Here is a 16,196-nt window from a genome sequence, read left to right as displayed (position 1 = left end):
GAAGGCTTGCCGCTTCAGGCTTTGCCGAATTCGTCGCCCAGCTCGCGTGCGCGTTGCTCGGCGGCCTGCATGGCATTCACAAAAGAGGCCTTGATGCCGGCGGCCTCCATGGCGGTGATGGCCGCGTAGGTCGTACCGCCTTTGGATGTGACGCGCTGGCGCAGCACTTCGGGTGATTCTGTCGATGCCGCAGCTAAAGAGGCGGCACCCGAGAAAGTGGCCACGGCCAGTTGATAAGCCTGCTCGGCGCTCAGCCCCATGCCCGCACCTGCTTCGGTCATGGCTTCGAGGAAATAAAACACATAGGCCGGTCCGGAGCCCGACAGGGCGGTCACCGCATCCAGATGCGATTCTTCTTGCACCCAAAGGTATTGGCCGGTGGTGCCAATGACCTGCTCCACCAGCGCTTTGTCGGCGGGCGTGACGGATGGGCAGGGGAAAAGCCCCGTGATGCCCTGGCCCACCAAGGCGGGGGTGTTGGGCATGCAGCGCACCACGCGATCGGTGCCTACCCAGCGGCAGATGCTGTCGGTTCGGATGCCTGCGGCCACAGACAGGTGCAAGGCACCGCGGGTGTGCGGCATGACGGGCACGGCGGCTTCGTTGAACATTTGAGGTTTGACCGCCCAGACCACCAGTTGCGCTTGTGCCAGGTCCGGGCCCGCCGCGGGCAGGGCGGTGATGCCGAAGTCCAGCTGTAGTTTTGCTGCGGTCTCTGCAAAGGGCTCGACCACGGTGATCTGCTCAGGCTTCATGCCTTGACGGATCAGCCCGCCGATGATGGCGCTGGCCATGTTGCCGCCGCCGATGAATGCGATGTGCTGTGAGCTTGAGGTCATTGGGGTGCGTGCCTTGTGTGTCTGATACCGATGGAATGTCCGGGAATTGTCGCTTTTTGTTGTCGCGACTTTGGTTTGGCCCTGCAAAAATGGACAGCATTCTGGATGCTTGACCATGAGGCCACCAACTCGCGTGCTGTGGTTTCAGCCCAAGCCGGCAAAGCTTTGGCTAAAGCGCAGCGTGAATTTGCCCAATATTTTGCTCAGCTGGCGGGGACGGAGCACGAAGCCCGATAAATTTGTCATGGCCAACACGCTGTCAGCCTTTGGGTGCGCAGTGCAAGTGAACCGTAAAGGCTGGAAAAACGGGCTTGTAGCTGGCTGTCTCTTATTACGGGCAAATTAGAGTGACTCCCAGACTGTGTGCCAAGGCGTCCGTGCCCGCGTCGAGGGTGGCCACATGGCCTTTGGCACAAGCGACAGCCAGCCGTCAGCCGCTATGGCAACACACCGACGGCAGTTTGCACGCCATCGACTCCAGCAAGGCGTCGCACATCTGGCGGTTCCATTTAAAGCAGGGGCTTCAAACCCTTTGGCTGGGCTAAATAGGTGACTCACGGGTCCATGATTGCTTGTTAATTGCAAATAATTTGGACAACTTGTTGCGCAGGGCTGTTTTTTCAGACATAATAGAGGACTTCGCTTTGCAAAAAGCGTAGGTATCTGCCCAAACTGAAGTGCTGCGAGTGGTTCGCAGCGTGAATGACGGGTCCAAGACTGATTTCTGTTTGTTGGCTGCAAGGCTGGCGGGCAAGAAATACAAGTTGGGAATAAAGAAATGATCCAGACAGAATCTCGGTTGGATGTGGCCGACAACACCGGCGCAAAGTCCGTGCTGTGCATTAAGGTGCTCGGCGGGTCTAAGCGTCGCTATGCAAGTGTTGGCGACATCATCAAAGTGAGCATCAAAGAAGCCGCCCCACGTGGTCGCGTCAAAAAAGGCGAGATCTACAGTGCTGTGGTGGTTCGTACTGCCAAAGGCATTCGCCGCGGCGATGGCTCCCTCATTAAATTCGATGGCAACGCAGCCGTGTTGCTGAATGCCAAGTTGGAGCCTATTGGCACCCGCATCTTCGGCCCGGTCACGCGTGAACTGCGTACCGAGAAGTTCATGAAGATCGTGTCCCTGGCTCCTGAAGTACTGTAAGGACGCGCCATGAACAAGATTCGCAAGGGCGACGAAATCATCGTCATCACAGGTCGTGACAAAGGCAAGCGCGGCACAGTGTCGCTGCGCGCCAGTGACTCGCACCTGTTGATCGAGGGTGTAAACCTCGTCAAAAAGCATGCCAAGCCAAACCCAATGAAGGGTACAACTGGCGGCATTATCGAAAAGGCCATGCCGATTCACCAATCCAATGTGGCGATTTTCAACGCTGCAACTGGCAAGGCTGATCGTGTGGGCGTCAAGCTGCAGGCTGATGGAAAACGCGTCCGCGTTTACAAGTCAAGCGGCGAAGAAATCAAGGTGGCATGAGCATGGCACGTTTGCAACAACTCTTCCGCGAGAAAATCTCTGCTGACTTGATTGCCAAATTTGGCTACAAGTCGCCAATGCAGGTTCCTCGCATCACCAAGATCACCTTGAACATGGGTGTGTCTGAGGCGGTGGCTGATAAAAAAGTCATGGACCACGCTGTGAGCGACTTGACCAAAATCGCAGGCCAAAAGCCTGTGGTGACCAAGGCCAAGAAAGCGATTGCCGGCTTCAAGATCCGTGAGCAACAGCCTATTGGCTGCATGGTGACACTGCGTGGCGTTCAGATGTATGAATTCCTGGACCGTTTCGTGACCGTGGCTTTGCCTCGTGTTCGTGACTTCCGTGGTATTTCTGGTCGTGCGTTCGATGGTCGTGGTAACTACAACATCGGCGTTAAAGAGCAGATCATTTTCCCTGAGATTGAGTATGACAAGGTTGATGCCTTGCGTGGTCTCAATATCAGCATCACCACAACGGCTAAGTCTGACGAAGAGTGCAAAGCACTTTTGGCAGCTTTCCGCTTCCCCTTCAAGAACTGAGGTGTCACGTGGCTAAAGTAGCTTTGATCGAGCGCGAGCTCAAGCGTGAAAAACTGGCAGCTAAATTCGCGAAAAAATACGCTGAATTTAAAGCCATCGCCAACGATGCCAAGCGCAGCGATGAAGAGCGTGCAGCCGCCCGTCTGGGTCTGCAAAAGCTTCCGCGCAACGCCAACCCGACCCGTCAACGCAACCGCTGTGCAATCACCGGTCGCCCACGCGGTACGTTCCGTCAATTTGGTCTGGGTCGCGCCAAGATCCGTGAATTAGCCTTTGCAGGCAACATTCCGGGCGTGACCAAGGCCAGCTGGTAATCGGCAGGAGATAACAACATGAGCATGAGTGATCCTATTGCCGATCTGTTGACCCGCATCCGTAACGCACAAATGGTGTCAAAAGCCATCGTGTTGGTTCCATCTTCCAAAGTGAAGGTTGCCATCGCCCAAGTGCTGAAAGATGAAGGCTACATTGATGGCTTCCAAGTCAAAACCGAAGACGGCAAGTCCGTTCTCGAAATTGCCCTGAAGTACTACGCTGGCCGTCCGGTCATCGAGCGTATCGAGCGCGTGAGCCGTCCAGGCCTGCGTGTGTACAAAGGCCGTGATGCTATTCCTCAAGTCCAAAACGGCTTGGGCGTGGCCATCGTCACCACACCCCAGGGCGTGATGACTGATCGCAAAGCGCGTGCAGCCGGTGTCGGCGGCGAAGTGCTGTGCTACGTCGCTTAAAGGGAGAAAAAGAATGTCCCGCGTAGGAAAAATGCCTGTGACCATCCCCGCTGGTGTGGATGTGTCGATCAAACAAGATCAAATCAGTGTGAAGGGCGCTGGTGGTCAATTGGCCATCGCATCCAACATGCTGGTGACCGTGAGCAACGAAGGTGGCAAGCTGAGCTTTGCCCCCGCCAATGATTCACGTGAAGCCAATGCCATGAGCGGCACCTTGCGTCAGCTGGTGAACAACATGGTGACTGGCGTGACCAAAGGCTTCGAGAAGAAGTTGAACCTGGTCGGTGTGGGTTACAAGGCGGCTGCCTCTGGCGCCAAATTGAACCTGGCTGTTGGTTATTCACATCCTGTCAACATCGATATGCCTGCTGGCATTACGGTGGCCACTCCGACCGCGACCGAAATCGTGATCAAGGGTGCCGACCGTCAACGTGTTGGCCAAATTGCTGCTGAGATCCGTGCTGTTCGTCCTCCTGAGCCTTACAAAGGCAAGGGCATCCGTTATTCGGATGAGAAGATCACGATCAAAGAGACTAAGAAGAAATAAGGAGCTGCATCATGTTGACCAAGAAAGAGCAGCGTCTCCGTCGTGCACGTCAAACACGCATCCGCATTGCACAGCAAGGCGTGGCACGTTTGACCGTGAACCGCACCAACCTGCACATCTACGCCAGCGTTATCTCTGGCTGTGGTACCAAAGTGTTGGCCAGTGCCTCAACAGCCGAAGCCGAAGTGCGCACGGCTCTGGGCGCTACAGGCAAAGGTGGCAATGCCGCTGCTGCCGCAGTCATTGGCAAGCGCATTGCTGAAAAAGCAAAAGCTGCTGGCGTTGAGAAGGTCGCCTTCGACCGCGCAGGTTTCGCTTACCACGGTCGTGTCAAGGCTTTGGCCGAAGCAGCCCGTGAAGCAGGTCTGCAGTTCTAAACGGATCGGAGTTACAAATGGCTAAATTTACAGCAAAACCGCAGAGCGACGGTCCTGAAGACGGTCTGCGCGAAAAGATGATCGCGGTCAACCGCGTGACCAAGGTGGTCAAGGGTGGCCGTATCTTGGGTTTCGCAGCGTTGACCGTGGTCGGTGACGGCGATGGCAAAGTGGGCATGGGCAAGGGCAAATCGAAAGAAGTGCCAGCAGCCGTGCAAAAAGCGATGGAAGAAGCCCGTCGCAACCTGGCCAAAGTCCACCTCAAAAATGGCACGATTCACCATGCAGTTCACGGTCACCACGGCGCAGCCCGCGTCATGATGGCTCCAGCCCCTAAGGGTACCGGCATCATTGCTGGTGGTCCTATGCGCGCAGTGTTCGAAGTGGTAGGTATCACCGACATCGTGGCCAAGAGCCATGGTTCGTCCAACCCTTACAACATGGTTCGTGCCACTCTGGACGCATTGTCCAATTGCACAACAGCTTCCAACGTGGCTGCCAAACGTGGCAAGTCCGTTGAAGAGTTGTTCGGCTGAACCGGAGATCGAACATGACGACACAATCAACCGTGAAAGTCCAACTGGTTCGCAGCCCGATTGGCACCAAAGTTTCGCACCGCGCCACAGTCCGTGGTTTGGGTCTGCGCAAGCTCAACTCCGTGAGTGAGCTGCAGGACACACCCGCAGTGCGCGGCATGATCAACAAGATCAGCTATCTGGTCAAAGTTCTCTGAGAGGCCGATGATGGAACTCAATAGCATCAAGCCCGCAGAAGGCTCCAAGCACGCAGCGCGTCGCGTTGGCCGTGGTATCGGTTCGGGTCTGGGTAAAACCGCCGGCCGTGGTCACAAAGGTCAAAAATCCCGTTCGGGTGGCTACCACAAGGTGGGCTTCGAAGGCGGTCAAATGCCTTTGCAGCGTCGTCTGCCCAAGCGCGGCTTTAAGTCACATTTGCTCAAGTACAACGCAGAAATCACATTGACAACCTTGTCCCGTTTGGACTTGGCTGAAGTGGATGTGTTGACACTGAAGCAGGCTGGCTTGGTTTCACAGATGGCCAAAGTGGTCAAGGTGATCAATACTGGCGAACTCGCTAAGGCCGTCAAATTGACAGGCATTGGTGCGACAGCTGGTGCCAAAGCTGCGATCGAAGCCGTTGGTGGCTCCGTAGCCTGAATGTTGATAGGCGAGACACATCGTGGCAACCAGCGCTAATCAGACAGCCAAAGGGGACAAGTTCGGCGACCTGCGTCGTCGGCTGGTATTCTTGCTGCTCGCGCTGGTGGTCTACCGTGCGGGCGCACACATTCCAGTTCCTGGCATTGATCCTGAGCAGCTGAAGCAGCTGTTCAATGGTCAGCAAGGCGGCATCTTGAGCTTGTTCAACATGTTCTCGGGTGGTGCTTTGTCACGGTTTACCGTGTTCGCGCTGGGCATCATGCCGTACATTTCTGCATCCATTGTGATGCAGTTGTTGACTTACGTTCTTCCTGCCTTCGAGCAGATGAAGAAAGAAGGTGAGGCAGGACGTCGCAAAATCACTCAGTACACACGATTTGGTGCATTGGGCTTGGCGGTGTTTCAATCACTGGGCATTGCGGTGGCATTAGAAGCTTCGGCAGGATTGGTGATCAATCCAGGCTTTGGCTTCCGGATGACGGCAGTGGTCAGTTTGACTGCTGGCACCATGTTTTTGATGTGGCTGGGTGAGCAGATCACTGAGCGTGGATTGGGCAATGGTATTTCCATTCTGATCTTCGCTGGTATTGCGGCCGGCTTGCCAAGTGCTTTGGGTGGTTTGTTTGAGCTTGTTCGCACAGGCGCCATGAATCCTCTGGTATCCATGTTGATCATTGCTGTAGTGGTCCTCGTGACTTACTTCGTGGTGTTCGTTGAACGTGGACAGCGGAAAATATTGGTGAATTACGCTCGACGTCAGGTCGGCAATAAGGTGTACGGTGGTCAATCGTCGCACTTACCGCTCAAGCTAAACATGGCGGGTGTGATTCCTCCGATTTTTGCCTCATCGATCATCTTGTTGCCTGCAACCGTCATCAACTGGTTCAGTTCCGGTGAAACAGACAGTGTTGTGGTTCGCTTCTTCAAGGATGTTTCGAGCAGCTTGACACCAGGTCAACCGATCTATGTCATGTTGTACGCTGCAGCCATTGTGTTTTTCTGTTTTTTCTACACGGCCTTGGTTTTCAACAGCCGCGAAACAGCAGACAACCTCAAAAAGAGTGGTGCTTTCATTCCGGGCATTCGCCCAGGTGATCAAACAGCACGTTACATCGACAAGATTTTGTTGCGTTTGACAATGGCTGGGGCTGCATACATCACATTTGTGTGTCTGTTGCCCGAGTTCCTGATTCTGAAATATAATGTTCCGTTTTACTTTGGTGGCACATCGTTGCTGATCATTGTGGTCGTGACCATGGATTTCATGGCTCAGGTGCAAAATTATTTGATGTCTCAACAATACGATTCGCTTTTGAAGAAAGCCAGTTTCAAATCCTGATCAGTGAACAAGATGTGCGCATTTTGTGACTGCGAAGATTCGAATGATCATTTGTTGAGATCAAGCACCGAACAGAATTTCTAAATTCTGGAGCAGGTGGATAGGTTTCGGTAAAAAACCCCTGTGCTTTTGTGCAGGGCCACAAAATTTCACCTGGTCTGAGAAGGTCTGGGTAACGATGAGTTTTAGGAGAAAACCATGAGAGTTTCGGCTTCGGTGAAAAAAATTTGCCGCAACTGCAAAATCATTCGCCGTAAAGGCGTTGTTCGTGTGATCTGTACAGATCCACGTCACAAGCAGCGTCAAGGCTGATTGAATTAGTTTTAGAGGACGAAAATGGCACGTATCGCTGGCATCAACATTCCGCCGCACAAACATGCTGAAATTGGCTTGACAGCCATCTTCGGTATTGGTCGCACCCGCGCTCGACAAATTTGCGAAGCTTCTGGCATCGCTTATTCCAAAAAGATCAAAGATCTGACGGACGCTGATCTCGAAAAAATTCGCGATCAAATCGCAGTTTTCACCATCGAAGGTGATCTGCGTCGCGAAACCACCATGAACATCAAGCGTTTGATGGACATTGGTTGCTATCGTGGTTTCCGCCATCGCCGTGGCTTGCCTATGCGCGGTCAGCGTACACGCACCAATGCACGTACTCGCAAGGGTCCGCGCAAAGGCGCAGCGGCTCTGAAGAAATAAGCAGGATTGAGAGACCACTATGGCTAAAGCACAATCAAACAGCGCATCTCAACGTGTTCGCAAAAAAGTTCGCAAGAATATTGCTGACGGCATTGCACACGTTCACGCGTCGTTCAACAACACCATCATCACGATCACTGATCGCCAAGGCAATGCCTTGTCGTGGGCTTCTTCGGGTGGCCAGGGCTTCAAGGGTTCGCGCAAGTCGACACCTTTTGCTGCTCAGGTTGCTTCTGAAGTTGCAGGTCGTGCAGCTCAAGAACAAGGCATCAAAAACTTGGACGTCGAAATCAAGGGCCCAGGCCCTGGTCGCGAGTCTTCGGTTCGTGCCCTGGGTGCATTGGGTATCCGCATCACGTCAATTGCTGACGTGACACCGGTCCCGCACAACGGCTGCCGCCCTCAAAAGCGTCGTCGTATCTAATTTCAAACCAAGCCCACCGCCAGGCCATGCTTGCATCGCCTGGCTCCCGCATTTTTTGATGCGGTAGATGCATAAAAGGATTTCAAGTGGCACGTTACCTCGGCCCCAAGGCCAAACTCTCACGCCGTGAAGGCACGGACCTGTTCCTGAAGAGCGCACGTCGCTCGATCGCTGACAAGTCCAAATTTGATACCAAGCCAGGCCAGCACGGTCGCACTTCGGGTCAGCGCACTTCGGACTACGGTCTGCAATTGCGTGAAAAGCAAAAAGTCAAACGCATGTATGGCGTGCTCGAAAAGCAGTTCCGTCGTTACTTTGCTGAAGCTGATCGCCGCAAAGGCAATACAGGCTCTAACCTGTTGGGCCTGTTGGAGTGCCGCTTGGACAACGTGGTTTACCGTATGGGCTTCGGCTCCACTCGCGCTGAAGCGCGTCAGATGGTGTCCCACAAGGCTATTACAGTGAACGGTCAGTCCGTGAACATCCCCTCATATTTGGTCAAGGCCGGCGACGTGATCGCTGTTCGTGAAAAATCCAAAAAGCAAAACCGCGTGGTTGAAGCTTTGCAGTTGGCCTTGCAAGTGGGCATGCCAGCTTGGGTTGAAGTCAATGCCGACAAGGCCGAAGGCACCTTCAAGAAGGTCCCTGATCGCGATGAATTCGCAGCTGACATCAACGAATCGTTGATCGTCGAACTGTATTCACGTTAATTCGTTGTTTCAATCGTTCCCGGCGCACAAGGCATTGTGGGCCGGGTGCTTCATCAGCCTTACCGGTGTAACGAACCGGGGGTATTGAGAGGAAGTCTGAATGCAAACCAATCTGTTGAAACCCAAAGCCATCCAAGTCGAACAATTGGCCGCCAACCGTGCCAAAGTCACGTTGGAACCATTCGAGCGTGGTTACGGTCACACCCTCGGCAACGCATTGCGTCGTGTTTTGTTGTCTTCCATGGTCGGTTACTCCGCCACAGAAGTCACCATCGCTGGTGTTGTGCATGAGTACTCTTCTATTGATGGCGTTCAAGAAGATGTCGTCAACATCCTGTTGAACCTCAAAGGTGTGGTTTTTAAACTGCACAACCGCGACGAAGTGACTCTGAGTCTGCGCAAAGACGGCGAAGGTGCTGTCACAGCTGCTGACATCCAGACTCCTCACGATGTTGAAATCATCAATCCTGAGCACGTCATTGCCAATTTGTCCCACGGCGGCAAGCTGGACATGCAGATCAAGGTTGAAAAAGGTCGTGGCTATGTGCCCGGCAGCATGCGCCGTTTTGCTGACGAGCCTACCAAAGCTTTGGGCCGCATTGTTCTTGATGCATCGTTCTCTCCGGTCAAGCGCGTGAGCTACACCGTTGAAAGCGCTCGCGTTGAACAGCGCACTGATTTGGACAAGTTGGTCATCGAGATCGAAACCAACGGCGCCATCACCGCTGAAGACGCTGTGCGTTCTTCTGCCAAGATCCTCGTCGAGCAATTGGCTGTGTTTGCACAACTTGAAGGCAGCGAATTGTCTGCATTCAATGAGCCCGCTCAACGCGGTGGTGCAGGCAGCTTCGATCCGATTTTGTTGCGCCCTGTGGACGAACTCGAACTCACTGTCCGTTCGGCCAACTGCCTCAAAGCAGAAAACATTTACTACATCGGCGACCTCATCCAGCGCACTGAGAATGAATTGCTTAAGACCCCTAATCTGGGTCGCAAATCGCTCAATGAAATCAAGGAAGTTTTGGCTTCCCGTGGTCTGACTTTGGGCATGAAGCTCGAAGCTTGGCCTCCAGCTGGTTTGGAAAAGCGATAATACAAAGTTCCCGGAATAATTCCGGGGTGTGCACGGGCAGTACCTGATACGGCTGCTTGTTTAATAAAGAAAGGAAAGCACCATGCGTCACGGACACGGCCTCCGTAAATTGAACCGCACCAGCGAGCACCGCCTCGCCATGCTGCGTAACATGATGAACTCGCTCATTGAGCACGAAGTCATCAAGACAACACTCCCTAAAGCCAAAGAGCTGCGTCGCGTGATTGAGCCGATGATCACTTTGGCCAAAGAAGACAGCTTGCCCAACAAGCGCTTGGCATTCAACCGCCTGCGCGACCGTGACAGCGTCGTCAAATTGTTTGCCGATCTGGGCCCTCGTTTTGCCAAGCGTCCTGGTGGTTACACACGCATCCTGAAAATGGGTTACCGCGTGGGTGACAATGCACCGATGGCTTTGGTTGAATTGGTTGATCGTGCTGATTCTTCTGCTGAAACAGCAGCAGAGTAAGGTATAATTCAAAGATACCGCGGGGTGGAGCAGTCTGGTAGCTCGTTGGGCTCATAACCCAAAGGTCGTTGGTTCAAATCCGGCCCCCGCAACCAAATTTCAACTTCGGTTGAATATCAAAAAACCCTCTTCGGAGGGTTTTTTCGTTTTGGCAGTCTTTTCGCCTGATTACTCATGCAGTCGCATGATCAGACCCAGAAGCGCATGCTTCACCGTGGCTTGCCTGACCTGATTGCGGTTGCCGTCAAAGTGCTTGATTTCAGCTGAAACAATACCGTTGATGCACCATGCCAGCCAGACTGTGCCGACTGGTTTTTCAGGACTGCCGCCGCTGGGGCCCGCTACGCCAGTGACGGCAATAGAGGCCTGTGCTCCAGACCAATAAACGGCACCCAACGCCATCGCGAGTGCAACGGGCTCGCTGACCGCTCCATGAACCGCAATGAGTTCGTTTGGAACACCCAGCATTTGTGCCTTGGCTTCGTTGGAGTAAGTGATAAATCCTCGGTCAAACCAAGCGCTGGACCCTGCCAAGTCGGTGCAATGGGCTGCAATCATGCCGCCCGTGCAGCTTTCTGCTGTTGACAGCATCCATTTCAAACGGGTTAAGCGCTCAGCCACCCGCAGGGCCATGTCAGGCATGAAACCACCTCCACAAAGCGAGGGTCAGCAGTGTGCAAAATGCCGCAACGATATCGTCCCACATAATGCCAAACCCACCACGCCAGCCAAATCCTTTGAACAGTTGATCCGCCCACGCGACAGGACCGGGTTTGGCCGCATCAAAAAACCGGAACAAGACGAATGCCGCAAGTTGCCCGCCAAAGTTGGATGGCATGACCAGATAAAAAATCAGCCATATGGCGATGATCTCGTCCCACACGATGGATCCTGGATCACTGATGCCCATATTGCGCGCCGTGACGGTGCATGCCCACCAGCCTAAAAGGAGTCCAAAGACAATCAATGTAATTTGTGCCGACAGGGACAGGTAGTTCTGGAGCACTAGCCAAGATAACCAACCCCAAAGACTCCCGACCGTGCCCGGCGCTTTAGGGGCCAAACCAGAGCCAAAACCCAGCGCAATGACATGTGCCGGATGCAAAAGCATGAACGCTGCATTGGGCTTATGCTGTTGAATGGTAGCTTCAGAGGCTGTGGCTTGAGTCATGTTCATGCGAAATGATCGAACGATCGAAATGGGTTGTGTACGCTTTGGCCCAATTCATTCAGTAAAACCAGGTTTTGAGATTCGGTGATTCGTCCAATGCGGGTGACACGCGTTCCAGAGGCCTGTGCGGCTGCGTTGACTTGAGCCGATGCAGAGGCTGGTGCGCAGAACACCAGCTCGTAATCATCGCCACCTGACAAGGTGCAAGTCATGGACAGATCGGCGGGACAGTCCCAAATGTCGGTGGTTTGCATCAGTGTTTGCGTCAAAGGCAATTCAATTTCAGCGCCCACACGGCTGGCTTTGAGGATATGTCCCAAGTCACCAAGCAGGCCATCACTGATGTCGGCCATGGCGTTGGCGATGCCGCGAAGGGCCTGCCCGAGTGCAACGCGGGGTGTGGGCAACTCCATCCGCAACCTGGCTGCATCAAAGACAGTTTGTGGCAAGCTGATGGCGCCGCGAAAGGCTTCAAGTGCCAAGCGAGCATCTCCCAAGTGACCACTGACATACAAATCGTCGCCAATCTGAGCACCGTTTCGCAAGATAGATTGCCCTTGCGGCAAATCGCCCATCACGGTGATCGCTATGTTCAAAGGCCCTTGCGTGGTGTCGCCGCCAATCAGTTCACATCCATGTGCGTCGGCCAATTGATGCAGGCCTTGGCAAAAACCAGATAGCCAGATTTCATCTGCGCGTGGCAAAGACAAGGACAAGAGAAAAGCTCGCGGGCTTGCGCCGCAAGCCGCCAGATCACTCAGATTTACAGCCAGTGCTTTATGGCCAAGACGGGAGGGGTCAACGGTCGATAGAAAATGACGCCCCTCGACCAACATGTCGGCTGAAAAAGCCAGTTGATGTCCTGCGCGTGGTGACCATATGGCGCAGTCATCGCCAATGCCGATATCCGCCTGTCGTGGCGGGCGTTTAAAAAAGCGTTCAATCAGGTCAAATTCACCCATGACTATGAGCTTAACCGCAAGTCACTCAACAGGGTTCAGTGGAGTGTGCGCCCTGCGAGGGCAGAATCCGAGGATTCGAGCACAAATGTGGCAATGGACACATCAAAGCGATGTCCATCTTCGGCCACAAAAAAGAAACTGCCGTGCATCGTTCCGCTAGGGGCACGCAGGCGGCAACCGCTGCTGTATTGAAAAGACTCGCCGGGACGCAGTAAGGGCTGCTGACCCACGACACCCAAGCCTTTGACTTCTTCTGTATGCCCACGTTCATCCTGAATAACCCAGTGACGTGAGATCAACTGGACAGGCACCGTGCCCGTGTTGGTCACTGTGATGGTGTAGGCAAAAGCAAAAATATCTTGAAGGGGGTTGCTTTGATCTGCCTCGTATTGGGGCAGCGCATCAATTTGAACGGTGTGAGCAGACATTTGGACATGTTAACTGCGACAATTCAGAGATGACGACGACCTACCGAATTGCCCCTTCCATCCTCTCGGCCGATTTCGCACGCTTGGGCGAAGAAGTCAAAAGCGTCATCGACGCAGGTGCTGACTGGATTCACTTTGACGTGATGGACAACCATTACGTGCCCAACCTCACATTTGGCCCGATGATTTGTCAGGCTTTGAAGCCGCATGCCAAAACGGCAGCGGGTGTGGCTGTACCGATTGATGTGCACTTGATGATTTCCCCTGTGGATGCCTTGGCTGCATCGTTTGCGGAAGCCGGTGCCGACCTCATCAGCTTTCATCCAGATGCCAGTGGGCATGTGCACCGCAGTGTGCAGGCGATCAAAAGCAAGGGCGTCAAAGCGGGCTTGGTGTTTAACCCGGCAGAGCCGTTGGACGTGCTCGAGTGGACCATTGACGAGATTGATTTGATCCTCATCATGAGTGTCAACCCCGGTTTTGGGGGGCAGAGTTTCATTGATTCCGCCCTGCGCAAAATTGAACAAGCACGCAAACTCATTGACGCCAGCGGCCGCGACATTCGCCTTGAAGTTGATGGCGGCATCAAGGTTGACAACATTCGCCGTGTTGCCGATGCAGGTGCCGACACTTTTGTGGCGGGCAGTGCCATTTTTGGAAAGCCCGATTACAAAGCCGTGATCGAACAAATGCGCGTGGCCTTGGGCTGATGCGATGGTCAGCCCTTTACAGGATCTGACGCAGATCGAAGCGGTCATTTTTGACCTGGACGGCACCATGGTTCACACCTTGGGCGATTTTCAGGTGGCCCTGCACCGCACCATGGCTGATCTGGACTTGCCTCCGGTCTCCAACGCCCTGATCGAGCAGACCATTGGCAAAGGCTCGGAGCACCTGATCCGCACGTTGCTGGCTTACCAGATCACACGATCCGAGGTCAAGGGGGGCGGTCAGGCCTGTCCGGCCCTGTCGGTGGATGCCTTGTTTGATCGGGCCTGGCAGCGTTACCAGCACCATTACCTTCAGATCAATGGCCAGTTTGCTGATGTATATCCTGGCGTGCTGGAGGCTTTGCAGGTGTTCGCCGAGCAAGGCTTGCCAATGGCTTGCCTGACCAACAAGCCACTGTCGTTTGCCTTGGCGCTTTTGAAAGAGAAATCGCTGGACCATTTCTTTGGCCATGTGTTTGGCGGTGACAGTTTTGAACGCAAAAAACCGGACCCTTTACCCATCCTCAAAACATGTGAGGCCTTGGGCACACCAATGGCCAGAACCTTGATGGTGGGTGACTCCAGTAACGATGCCCAAGCTGCCCATGCTGCTGGGTGCCCCGTGGTGTTGGTGACTTATGGCTATAACCATGGCCAACGGGTACAAGATACCCCTGCCGCCGCATGGCTGGATTCACTGGCTGCTTTGCCTGCTCACTTGAGTGCCGTCTAGTTGGTGGGCACTTTGCCAGGGCGAAAATCGGCCTCACAGCTTTGCTACACTAAGACCATCATGTTCATCATCTACAGCCACTCCTGCGCAGCCAGCCTGCCGAGCCATTCCCATGTGGAAGGCCAGGGAGCCTGGCCCTGGCGTCAGCCAGCCTGACCCCATTGACTGTGCGGCCTTGCCCGCCACCCGCGCCCGGCACCGGCTGGGCACCTGGATGAATGAAAAGCACCTCGACTGAGGTCGCTGAGCGCTTTGGAGGCTCTTGCCGTGATCACCGAACTTGAATTCAAAAGCCTGGCCAGTCAAGGCTACAACCGCATTCCTCTTATGCTGGAAGCCTTTGCGGATCTGGAAACCCCACTGTCGCTTTACCTGAAGCTGGCACACACCAAAGACAACGGCAAGTACAGTTTCTTGCTGGAGTCGGTGGTGGGCGGTGAGCGTTTCGGCCGCTACAGCTTCATTGGCCTGCCTGCACGCAGCCTGTTGCGTGCCAGTGGTTTTGGTGCAGAGGCCAAGACCGAGGTGGTGCGCGATGGCGTGGTGATCGAGACCGCAGAGGGAAACCCGCTGGATTTTATTGAGCAGTACCAAAAACGTTTCAAGGTGGCCTTGCGTCCGGGCTTGCCGCGTTTTTGTGGCGGTCTGGCGGGCTACTTTGGCTACGATGCGGTGCGCTACATTGAGAAAAAACTCGAGAAATCCTGTCCGCCCGACACCTTGGGCACGCCCGATATCTTGCTTTTGCAATGCGAAGAGCTGGCAGTCATCGACAACCTGTCGGGCAAGCTTTACCTGATCGTCTATGCCGACCCGGCCATGCCCGAGGCCTACGTGGGCGCTAAAAAACGCTTACGCGACCTGAAAGAGCAACTCAAATACTCGGTCAGCGCGCCGGTGGTCAAAGCCAGTCAGTCTTATCCGGCCGAGCGTGACTTTGCCAAGGCCGACTACATCGCCGCCGTGGAAAAAGCCAAGGATCTCATTGCCGGGGGTGACTTCATGCAGGTTCAAGTGGGCCAGCGCATCAAGAAGCGCTACACCGAAAGCCCGCTGTCCTTGTACCGGGCGCTGCGGTCGCTCAACCCTAGCCCGTACATGTACTTCTACAACTTCGGCGACTTTCATGTGGTCGGGGCCAGTCCTGAGATCTTGGTGCGACAAGAGCAAACCGAAGAGGGCGCCAAAGTCATCATTCGCCCACTGGCCGGCACGCGCCCCCGTGGTGCAACACCCGAAAAAGACAAGGCCGCCGAGCATGAGCTGATCAACGACCCCAAAGAGCGGGCCGAGCATGTGATGCTGATCGATTTGGCCCGCAACGACATTGGGCGCATTGCCCAGATCGGTTCCGTCAAGGTGACTGAGGCCTTTGTCGTGGAGCGCTACAGCCATGTGATGCACATCGTGAGCAACGTCGAGGGGATGCTCAATGAGGGCATGAGCAACATGGATGTGCTCAAAGCCACTTTCCCTGCCGGCACCCTGACGGGTGCCCCCAAGGTGCACGCCATGGAGCTGATCGACCAGTTTGAGCCCGTCAAGCGCGGCATTTACGGCGGCGCTTGTGGCTACATCAGCTATGCGGGCGATATGGATGTGGCCATTGCCATCCGCACCGCCGTCATCAAGGACCAGACTTTGTATGTGCAGGCGGCAGCGGGCGTGGTGGCCGATTCGGTGCCCGAGATGGAATGGCGCGAAACCGAACACAAGGCGCGCGCCTTGTTGCGGGCGAGTGAGTTGGTAGAAGAAGGGCTGGAGTGA

Annotated in this window: 26 protein-coding genes and 1 tRNA gene; 22 read left to right on the top strand and 5 right to left on the bottom strand. The window is 54.6% G+C overall.

Annotation, left to right across the window (positions count from 1 at the left end):
• Nucleotides 1-14: 14 nt before the first annotated feature.
• Nucleotides 15-839 (bottom strand): pyrroline-5-carboxylate reductase, encoded by an 825-nt coding sequence (gene proC, locus ACZ5RG_RS12890; RefSeq protein WP_298597675.1) that lies wholly within the window; start codon nucleotides 837-839, stop codon nucleotides 15-17.
• A gap of 778 nt (nucleotides 840-1,617) precedes the next feature.
• On the opposite strand from proC, the gene rplN reads away from it, so the two are divergent.
• The 18 genes from rplN to ACZ5RG_RS12800 all read left to right on the top strand — a co-directional run bounded on the left by rplN (nucleotide 1,618) and on the right by ACZ5RG_RS12800 (nucleotide 10,520).
• A complete protein-coding gene (rplN, locus tag ACZ5RG_RS12885) occupies nucleotides 1,618-1,986 on the top strand; it encodes a 50S ribosomal protein L14 (RefSeq protein ID WP_019427444.1) in 369 nt (122 codons plus the stop codon).
• Nucleotides 1,987-1,995: 9 nt separating this feature from the next.
• Nucleotides 1,996-2,316 (top strand): 50S ribosomal protein L24, encoded by a 321-nt coding sequence (gene rplX, locus ACZ5RG_RS12880; RefSeq protein WP_019429268.1) that lies wholly within the window; start codon nucleotides 1,996-1,998, stop codon nucleotides 2,314-2,316.
• A gap of 2 nt (nucleotides 2,317-2,318) precedes the next feature.
• Nucleotides 2,319-2,858: a 50S ribosomal protein L5 gene (rplE, locus tag ACZ5RG_RS12875; RefSeq protein WP_298597736.1), complete on the top strand. Its 540-nt coding sequence runs from the start codon at nucleotides 2,319-2,321 to the stop codon at nucleotides 2,856-2,858.
• Nucleotides 2,859-2,866: 8 nt separating this feature from the next.
• The gene (gene rpsN, locus ACZ5RG_RS12870; protein WP_026036519.1) at nucleotides 2,867-3,172 is read left to right on the top strand and encodes a 30S ribosomal protein S14; all 306 of its coding nucleotides are present in this window, start codon (nucleotides 2,867-2,869) and stop codon (nucleotides 3,170-3,172) included.
• An 18-nt stretch (nucleotides 3,173-3,190) separates the two neighbouring features.
• A complete protein-coding gene (gene rpsH, locus ACZ5RG_RS12865; RefSeq protein ID WP_019429271.1) occupies nucleotides 3,191-3,586 on the top strand; it encodes a 30S ribosomal protein S8 in 396 nt (131 codons plus the stop codon).
• A gap of 13 nt (nucleotides 3,587-3,599) precedes the next feature.
• Nucleotides 3,600-4,133 carry a 50S ribosomal protein L6 gene (rplF, locus tag ACZ5RG_RS12860; RefSeq protein ID WP_026036520.1) on the top strand — a complete coding sequence of 178 codons (534 nt, stop codon included), beginning with the start codon at nucleotides 3,600-3,602 and terminating at the stop codon, nucleotides 4,131-4,133.
• Nucleotides 4,134-4,144: 11 nt separating this feature from the next.
• Nucleotides 4,145-4,510, top strand: a complete 366-nt coding sequence (gene rplR, locus ACZ5RG_RS12855; RefSeq protein ID WP_019429273.1) for a 50S ribosomal protein L18 — start codon at nucleotides 4,145-4,147, stop codon at nucleotides 4,508-4,510.
• 17 nt (nucleotides 4,511-4,527) lie between these two features.
• Complete coding sequence (gene rpsE / locus ACZ5RG_RS12850; RefSeq protein WP_019429274.1) at nucleotides 4,528-5,046, top strand: 30S ribosomal protein S5; 519 nt, start codon at nucleotides 4,528-4,530, stop codon at nucleotides 5,044-5,046.
• Between the two features lie 14 nt (nucleotides 5,047-5,060).
• Nucleotides 5,061-5,243, top strand: a complete 183-nt coding sequence (gene rpmD / locus ACZ5RG_RS12845; RefSeq protein ID WP_019429275.1) for a 50S ribosomal protein L30 — start codon at nucleotides 5,061-5,063, stop codon at nucleotides 5,241-5,243.
• Nucleotides 5,244-5,253: 10 nt separating this feature from the next.
• Nucleotides 5,254-5,685 (top strand): 50S ribosomal protein L15, encoded by a 432-nt coding sequence (gene rplO / locus ACZ5RG_RS12840; protein ID WP_026036521.1) that lies wholly within the window; start codon nucleotides 5,254-5,256, stop codon nucleotides 5,683-5,685.
• Between the two features lie 22 nt (nucleotides 5,686-5,707).
• The gene (secY, locus tag ACZ5RG_RS12835) at nucleotides 5,708-7,027 is read left to right on the top strand and encodes a preprotein translocase subunit SecY (protein ID WP_298597690.1); all 1,320 of its coding nucleotides are present in this window, start codon (nucleotides 5,708-5,710) and stop codon (nucleotides 7,025-7,027) included.
• A 198-nt stretch (nucleotides 7,028-7,225) separates the two neighbouring features.
• Nucleotides 7,226-7,339 (top strand): 50S ribosomal protein L36, encoded by a 114-nt coding sequence (gene rpmJ / locus ACZ5RG_RS12830; RefSeq protein WP_011481465.1) that lies wholly within the window; start codon nucleotides 7,226-7,228, stop codon nucleotides 7,337-7,339.
• Nucleotides 7,340-7,363: 24 nt separating this feature from the next.
• Complete coding sequence (gene rpsM / locus ACZ5RG_RS12825; protein ID WP_019429278.1) at nucleotides 7,364-7,729, top strand: 30S ribosomal protein S13; 366 nt, start codon at nucleotides 7,364-7,366, stop codon at nucleotides 7,727-7,729.
• Nucleotides 7,730-7,748: 19 nt separating this feature from the next.
• Nucleotides 7,749-8,153 (top strand): 30S ribosomal protein S11, encoded by a 405-nt coding sequence (rpsK, locus tag ACZ5RG_RS12820; protein ID WP_019429279.1) that lies wholly within the window; start codon nucleotides 7,749-7,751, stop codon nucleotides 8,151-8,153.
• Nucleotides 8,154-8,239: 86 nt separating this feature from the next.
• The gene (gene rpsD, locus ACZ5RG_RS12815) at nucleotides 8,240-8,863 is read left to right on the top strand and encodes a 30S ribosomal protein S4 (RefSeq protein ID WP_019429280.1); all 624 of its coding nucleotides are present in this window, start codon (nucleotides 8,240-8,242) and stop codon (nucleotides 8,861-8,863) included.
• Between the two features lie 100 nt (nucleotides 8,864-8,963).
• Nucleotides 8,964-9,956, top strand: coding sequence for a DNA-directed RNA polymerase subunit alpha (locus ACZ5RG_RS12810; RefSeq protein ID WP_108285862.1), 993 nt, complete (start codon nucleotides 8,964-8,966; stop codon nucleotides 9,954-9,956).
• 82 nt (nucleotides 9,957-10,038) lie between these two features.
• Nucleotides 10,039-10,425, top strand: coding sequence for a 50S ribosomal protein L17 (rplQ, locus tag ACZ5RG_RS12805; RefSeq protein ID WP_464447265.1), 387 nt, complete (start codon nucleotides 10,039-10,041; stop codon nucleotides 10,423-10,425).
• An 18-nt stretch (nucleotides 10,426-10,443) separates the two neighbouring features.
• A tRNA-Met gene (locus ACZ5RG_RS12800) sits at nucleotides 10,444-10,520 on the top strand.
• Nucleotides 10,521-10,593: 73 nt separating this feature from the next.
• Here ACZ5RG_RS12800 and ACZ5RG_RS12795 read toward each other — a convergent pair.
• The 4 genes from ACZ5RG_RS12795 to apaG are packed head-to-tail and all read right to left on the bottom strand — an operon-like array spanning nucleotide 10,594 to nucleotide 12,986.
• On the bottom strand, nucleotides 10,594-11,067 hold the full coding sequence (locus ACZ5RG_RS12795) for a CinA family protein (protein WP_464447264.1): 474 nt from the start codon (nucleotides 11,065-11,067) through the stop codon (nucleotides 10,594-10,596).
• Nucleotides 11,060-11,602, bottom strand: coding sequence for a phosphatidylglycerophosphatase A family protein (locus ACZ5RG_RS12790; protein ID WP_464447263.1), 543 nt, complete (start codon nucleotides 11,600-11,602; stop codon nucleotides 11,060-11,062). The genes ACZ5RG_RS12795 and ACZ5RG_RS12790 overlap by 8 nt, the downstream gene beginning before the upstream one ends.
• The gene (gene thiL, locus ACZ5RG_RS12785; RefSeq protein ID WP_464447262.1) at nucleotides 11,599-12,558 is read right to left on the bottom strand and encodes a thiamine-phosphate kinase; all 960 of its coding nucleotides are present in this window, start codon (nucleotides 12,556-12,558) and stop codon (nucleotides 11,599-11,601) included. Before thiL ends, ACZ5RG_RS12790 begins: the two co-directional genes overlap by 4 nt.
• Before the next feature lie 35 nt (nucleotides 12,559-12,593).
• On the bottom strand, nucleotides 12,594-12,986 hold the full coding sequence (gene apaG, locus ACZ5RG_RS12780) for a Co2+/Mg2+ efflux protein ApaG (RefSeq protein ID WP_298597704.1): 393 nt from the start codon (nucleotides 12,984-12,986) through the stop codon (nucleotides 12,594-12,596).
• Nucleotides 12,987-13,015: 29 nt separating this feature from the next.
• Between apaG and rpe the strand changes: the two genes are divergently transcribed.
• The 4 genes from rpe to trpE all read left to right on the top strand — a co-directional run bounded on the left by rpe (nucleotide 13,016) and on the right by trpE (nucleotide 16,196).
• Nucleotides 13,016-13,696, top strand: coding sequence for a ribulose-phosphate 3-epimerase (rpe, locus tag ACZ5RG_RS12775; protein WP_298597707.1), 681 nt, complete (start codon nucleotides 13,016-13,018; stop codon nucleotides 13,694-13,696).
• A 4-nt stretch (nucleotides 13,697-13,700) separates the two neighbouring features.
• Entirely contained in the window at nucleotides 13,701-14,429 is a 729-nt protein-coding gene (locus ACZ5RG_RS12770; protein WP_464447261.1) for an HAD-IA family hydrolase, read from the top strand.
• A gap of 112 nt (nucleotides 14,430-14,541) precedes the next feature.
• Nucleotides 14,542-14,667, top strand: a complete 126-nt coding sequence (locus tag ACZ5RG_RS12765; protein WP_312262139.1) for a hypothetical protein — start codon at nucleotides 14,542-14,544, stop codon at nucleotides 14,665-14,667.
• Between the two features lie 29 nt (nucleotides 14,668-14,696).
• A complete protein-coding gene (trpE, locus tag ACZ5RG_RS12760; RefSeq protein ID WP_312262138.1) occupies nucleotides 14,697-16,196 on the top strand; it encodes an anthranilate synthase component I in 1,500 nt (499 codons plus the stop codon).

Source organism: Limnohabitans sp. TEGF005 (genome assembly GCF_055394835.1).
Note: the sequence above shows the minus strand (reverse complement) of the source record. Positions and strands in the feature narration are given on the sequence as shown.

Bases quoted from the DNA above. Each gene is read 5' to 3' on its own strand.
- proC (WP_298597675.1), bottom strand. From the start codon at position 839: ATGACCTCAAGCTCACAGCACATCGCATTCATCGGCGGCGGCAACATG.
- rplN (WP_019427444.1), top strand. From the start codon at position 1,618: ATGATCCAGACAGAATCTCGGTTGGATGTGGCCGACAACACCGGCGCA.
- rplX (WP_019429268.1), top strand. From the start codon at position 1,996: ATGAACAAGATTCGCAAGGGCGACGAAATCATCGTCATCACAGGTCGT.
- rplE (WP_298597736.1), top strand. From the start codon at position 2,319: ATGGCACGTTTGCAACAACTCTTCCGCGAGAAAATCTCTGCTGACTTG.
- rpsH (WP_019429271.1), top strand. From the start codon at position 3,191: ATGAGCATGAGTGATCCTATTGCCGATCTGTTGACCCGCATCCGTAAC.
- rplF (WP_026036520.1), top strand. From the start codon at position 3,600: ATGTCCCGCGTAGGAAAAATGCCTGTGACCATCCCCGCTGGTGTGGAT.
- rplR (WP_019429273.1), top strand. From the start codon at position 4,145: ATGTTGACCAAGAAAGAGCAGCGTCTCCGTCGTGCACGTCAAACACGC.
- rpsE (WP_019429274.1), top strand. From the start codon at position 4,528: ATGGCTAAATTTACAGCAAAACCGCAGAGCGACGGTCCTGAAGACGGT.
- rpmD (WP_019429275.1), top strand. From the start codon at position 5,061: ATGACGACACAATCAACCGTGAAAGTCCAACTGGTTCGCAGCCCGATT.
- rplO (WP_026036521.1), top strand. From the start codon at position 5,254: ATGGAACTCAATAGCATCAAGCCCGCAGAAGGCTCCAAGCACGCAGCG.
- rpmJ (WP_011481465.1), top strand. From the start codon at position 7,226: ATGAGAGTTTCGGCTTCGGTGAAAAAAATTTGCCGCAACTGCAAAATC.
- rpsM (WP_019429278.1), top strand. From the start codon at position 7,364: ATGGCACGTATCGCTGGCATCAACATTCCGCCGCACAAACATGCTGAA.
- rpsK (WP_019429279.1), top strand. From the start codon at position 7,749: ATGGCTAAAGCACAATCAAACAGCGCATCTCAACGTGTTCGCAAAAAA.
- ACZ5RG_RS12810 (WP_108285862.1), top strand. From the start codon at position 8,964: ATGCAAACCAATCTGTTGAAACCCAAAGCCATCCAAGTCGAACAATTG.
- rplQ (WP_464447265.1), top strand. From the start codon at position 10,039: ATGCGTCACGGACACGGCCTCCGTAAATTGAACCGCACCAGCGAGCAC.
- ACZ5RG_RS12795 (WP_464447264.1), bottom strand. From the start codon at position 11,067: ATGCCTGACATGGCCCTGCGGGTGGCTGAGCGCTTAACCCGTTTGAAA.
- ACZ5RG_RS12790 (WP_464447263.1), bottom strand. From the start codon at position 11,602: ATGAACATGACTCAAGCCACAGCCTCTGAAGCTACCATTCAACAGCAT.
- thiL (WP_464447262.1), bottom strand. From the start codon at position 12,558: ATGGGTGAATTTGACCTGATTGAACGCTTTTTTAAACGCCCGCCACGA.
- apaG (WP_298597704.1), bottom strand. From the start codon at position 12,986: ATGTCTGCTCACACCGTTCAAATTGATGCGCTGCCCCAATACGAGGCA.
- rpe (WP_298597707.1), top strand. From the start codon at position 13,016: ATGACGACGACCTACCGAATTGCCCCTTCCATCCTCTCGGCCGATTTC.
- ACZ5RG_RS12770 (WP_464447261.1), top strand. From the start codon at position 13,701: ATGGTCAGCCCTTTACAGGATCTGACGCAGATCGAAGCGGTCATTTTT.
- ACZ5RG_RS12765 (WP_312262139.1), top strand. From the start codon at position 14,542: ATGTGGAAGGCCAGGGAGCCTGGCCCTGGCGTCAGCCAGCCTGACCCC.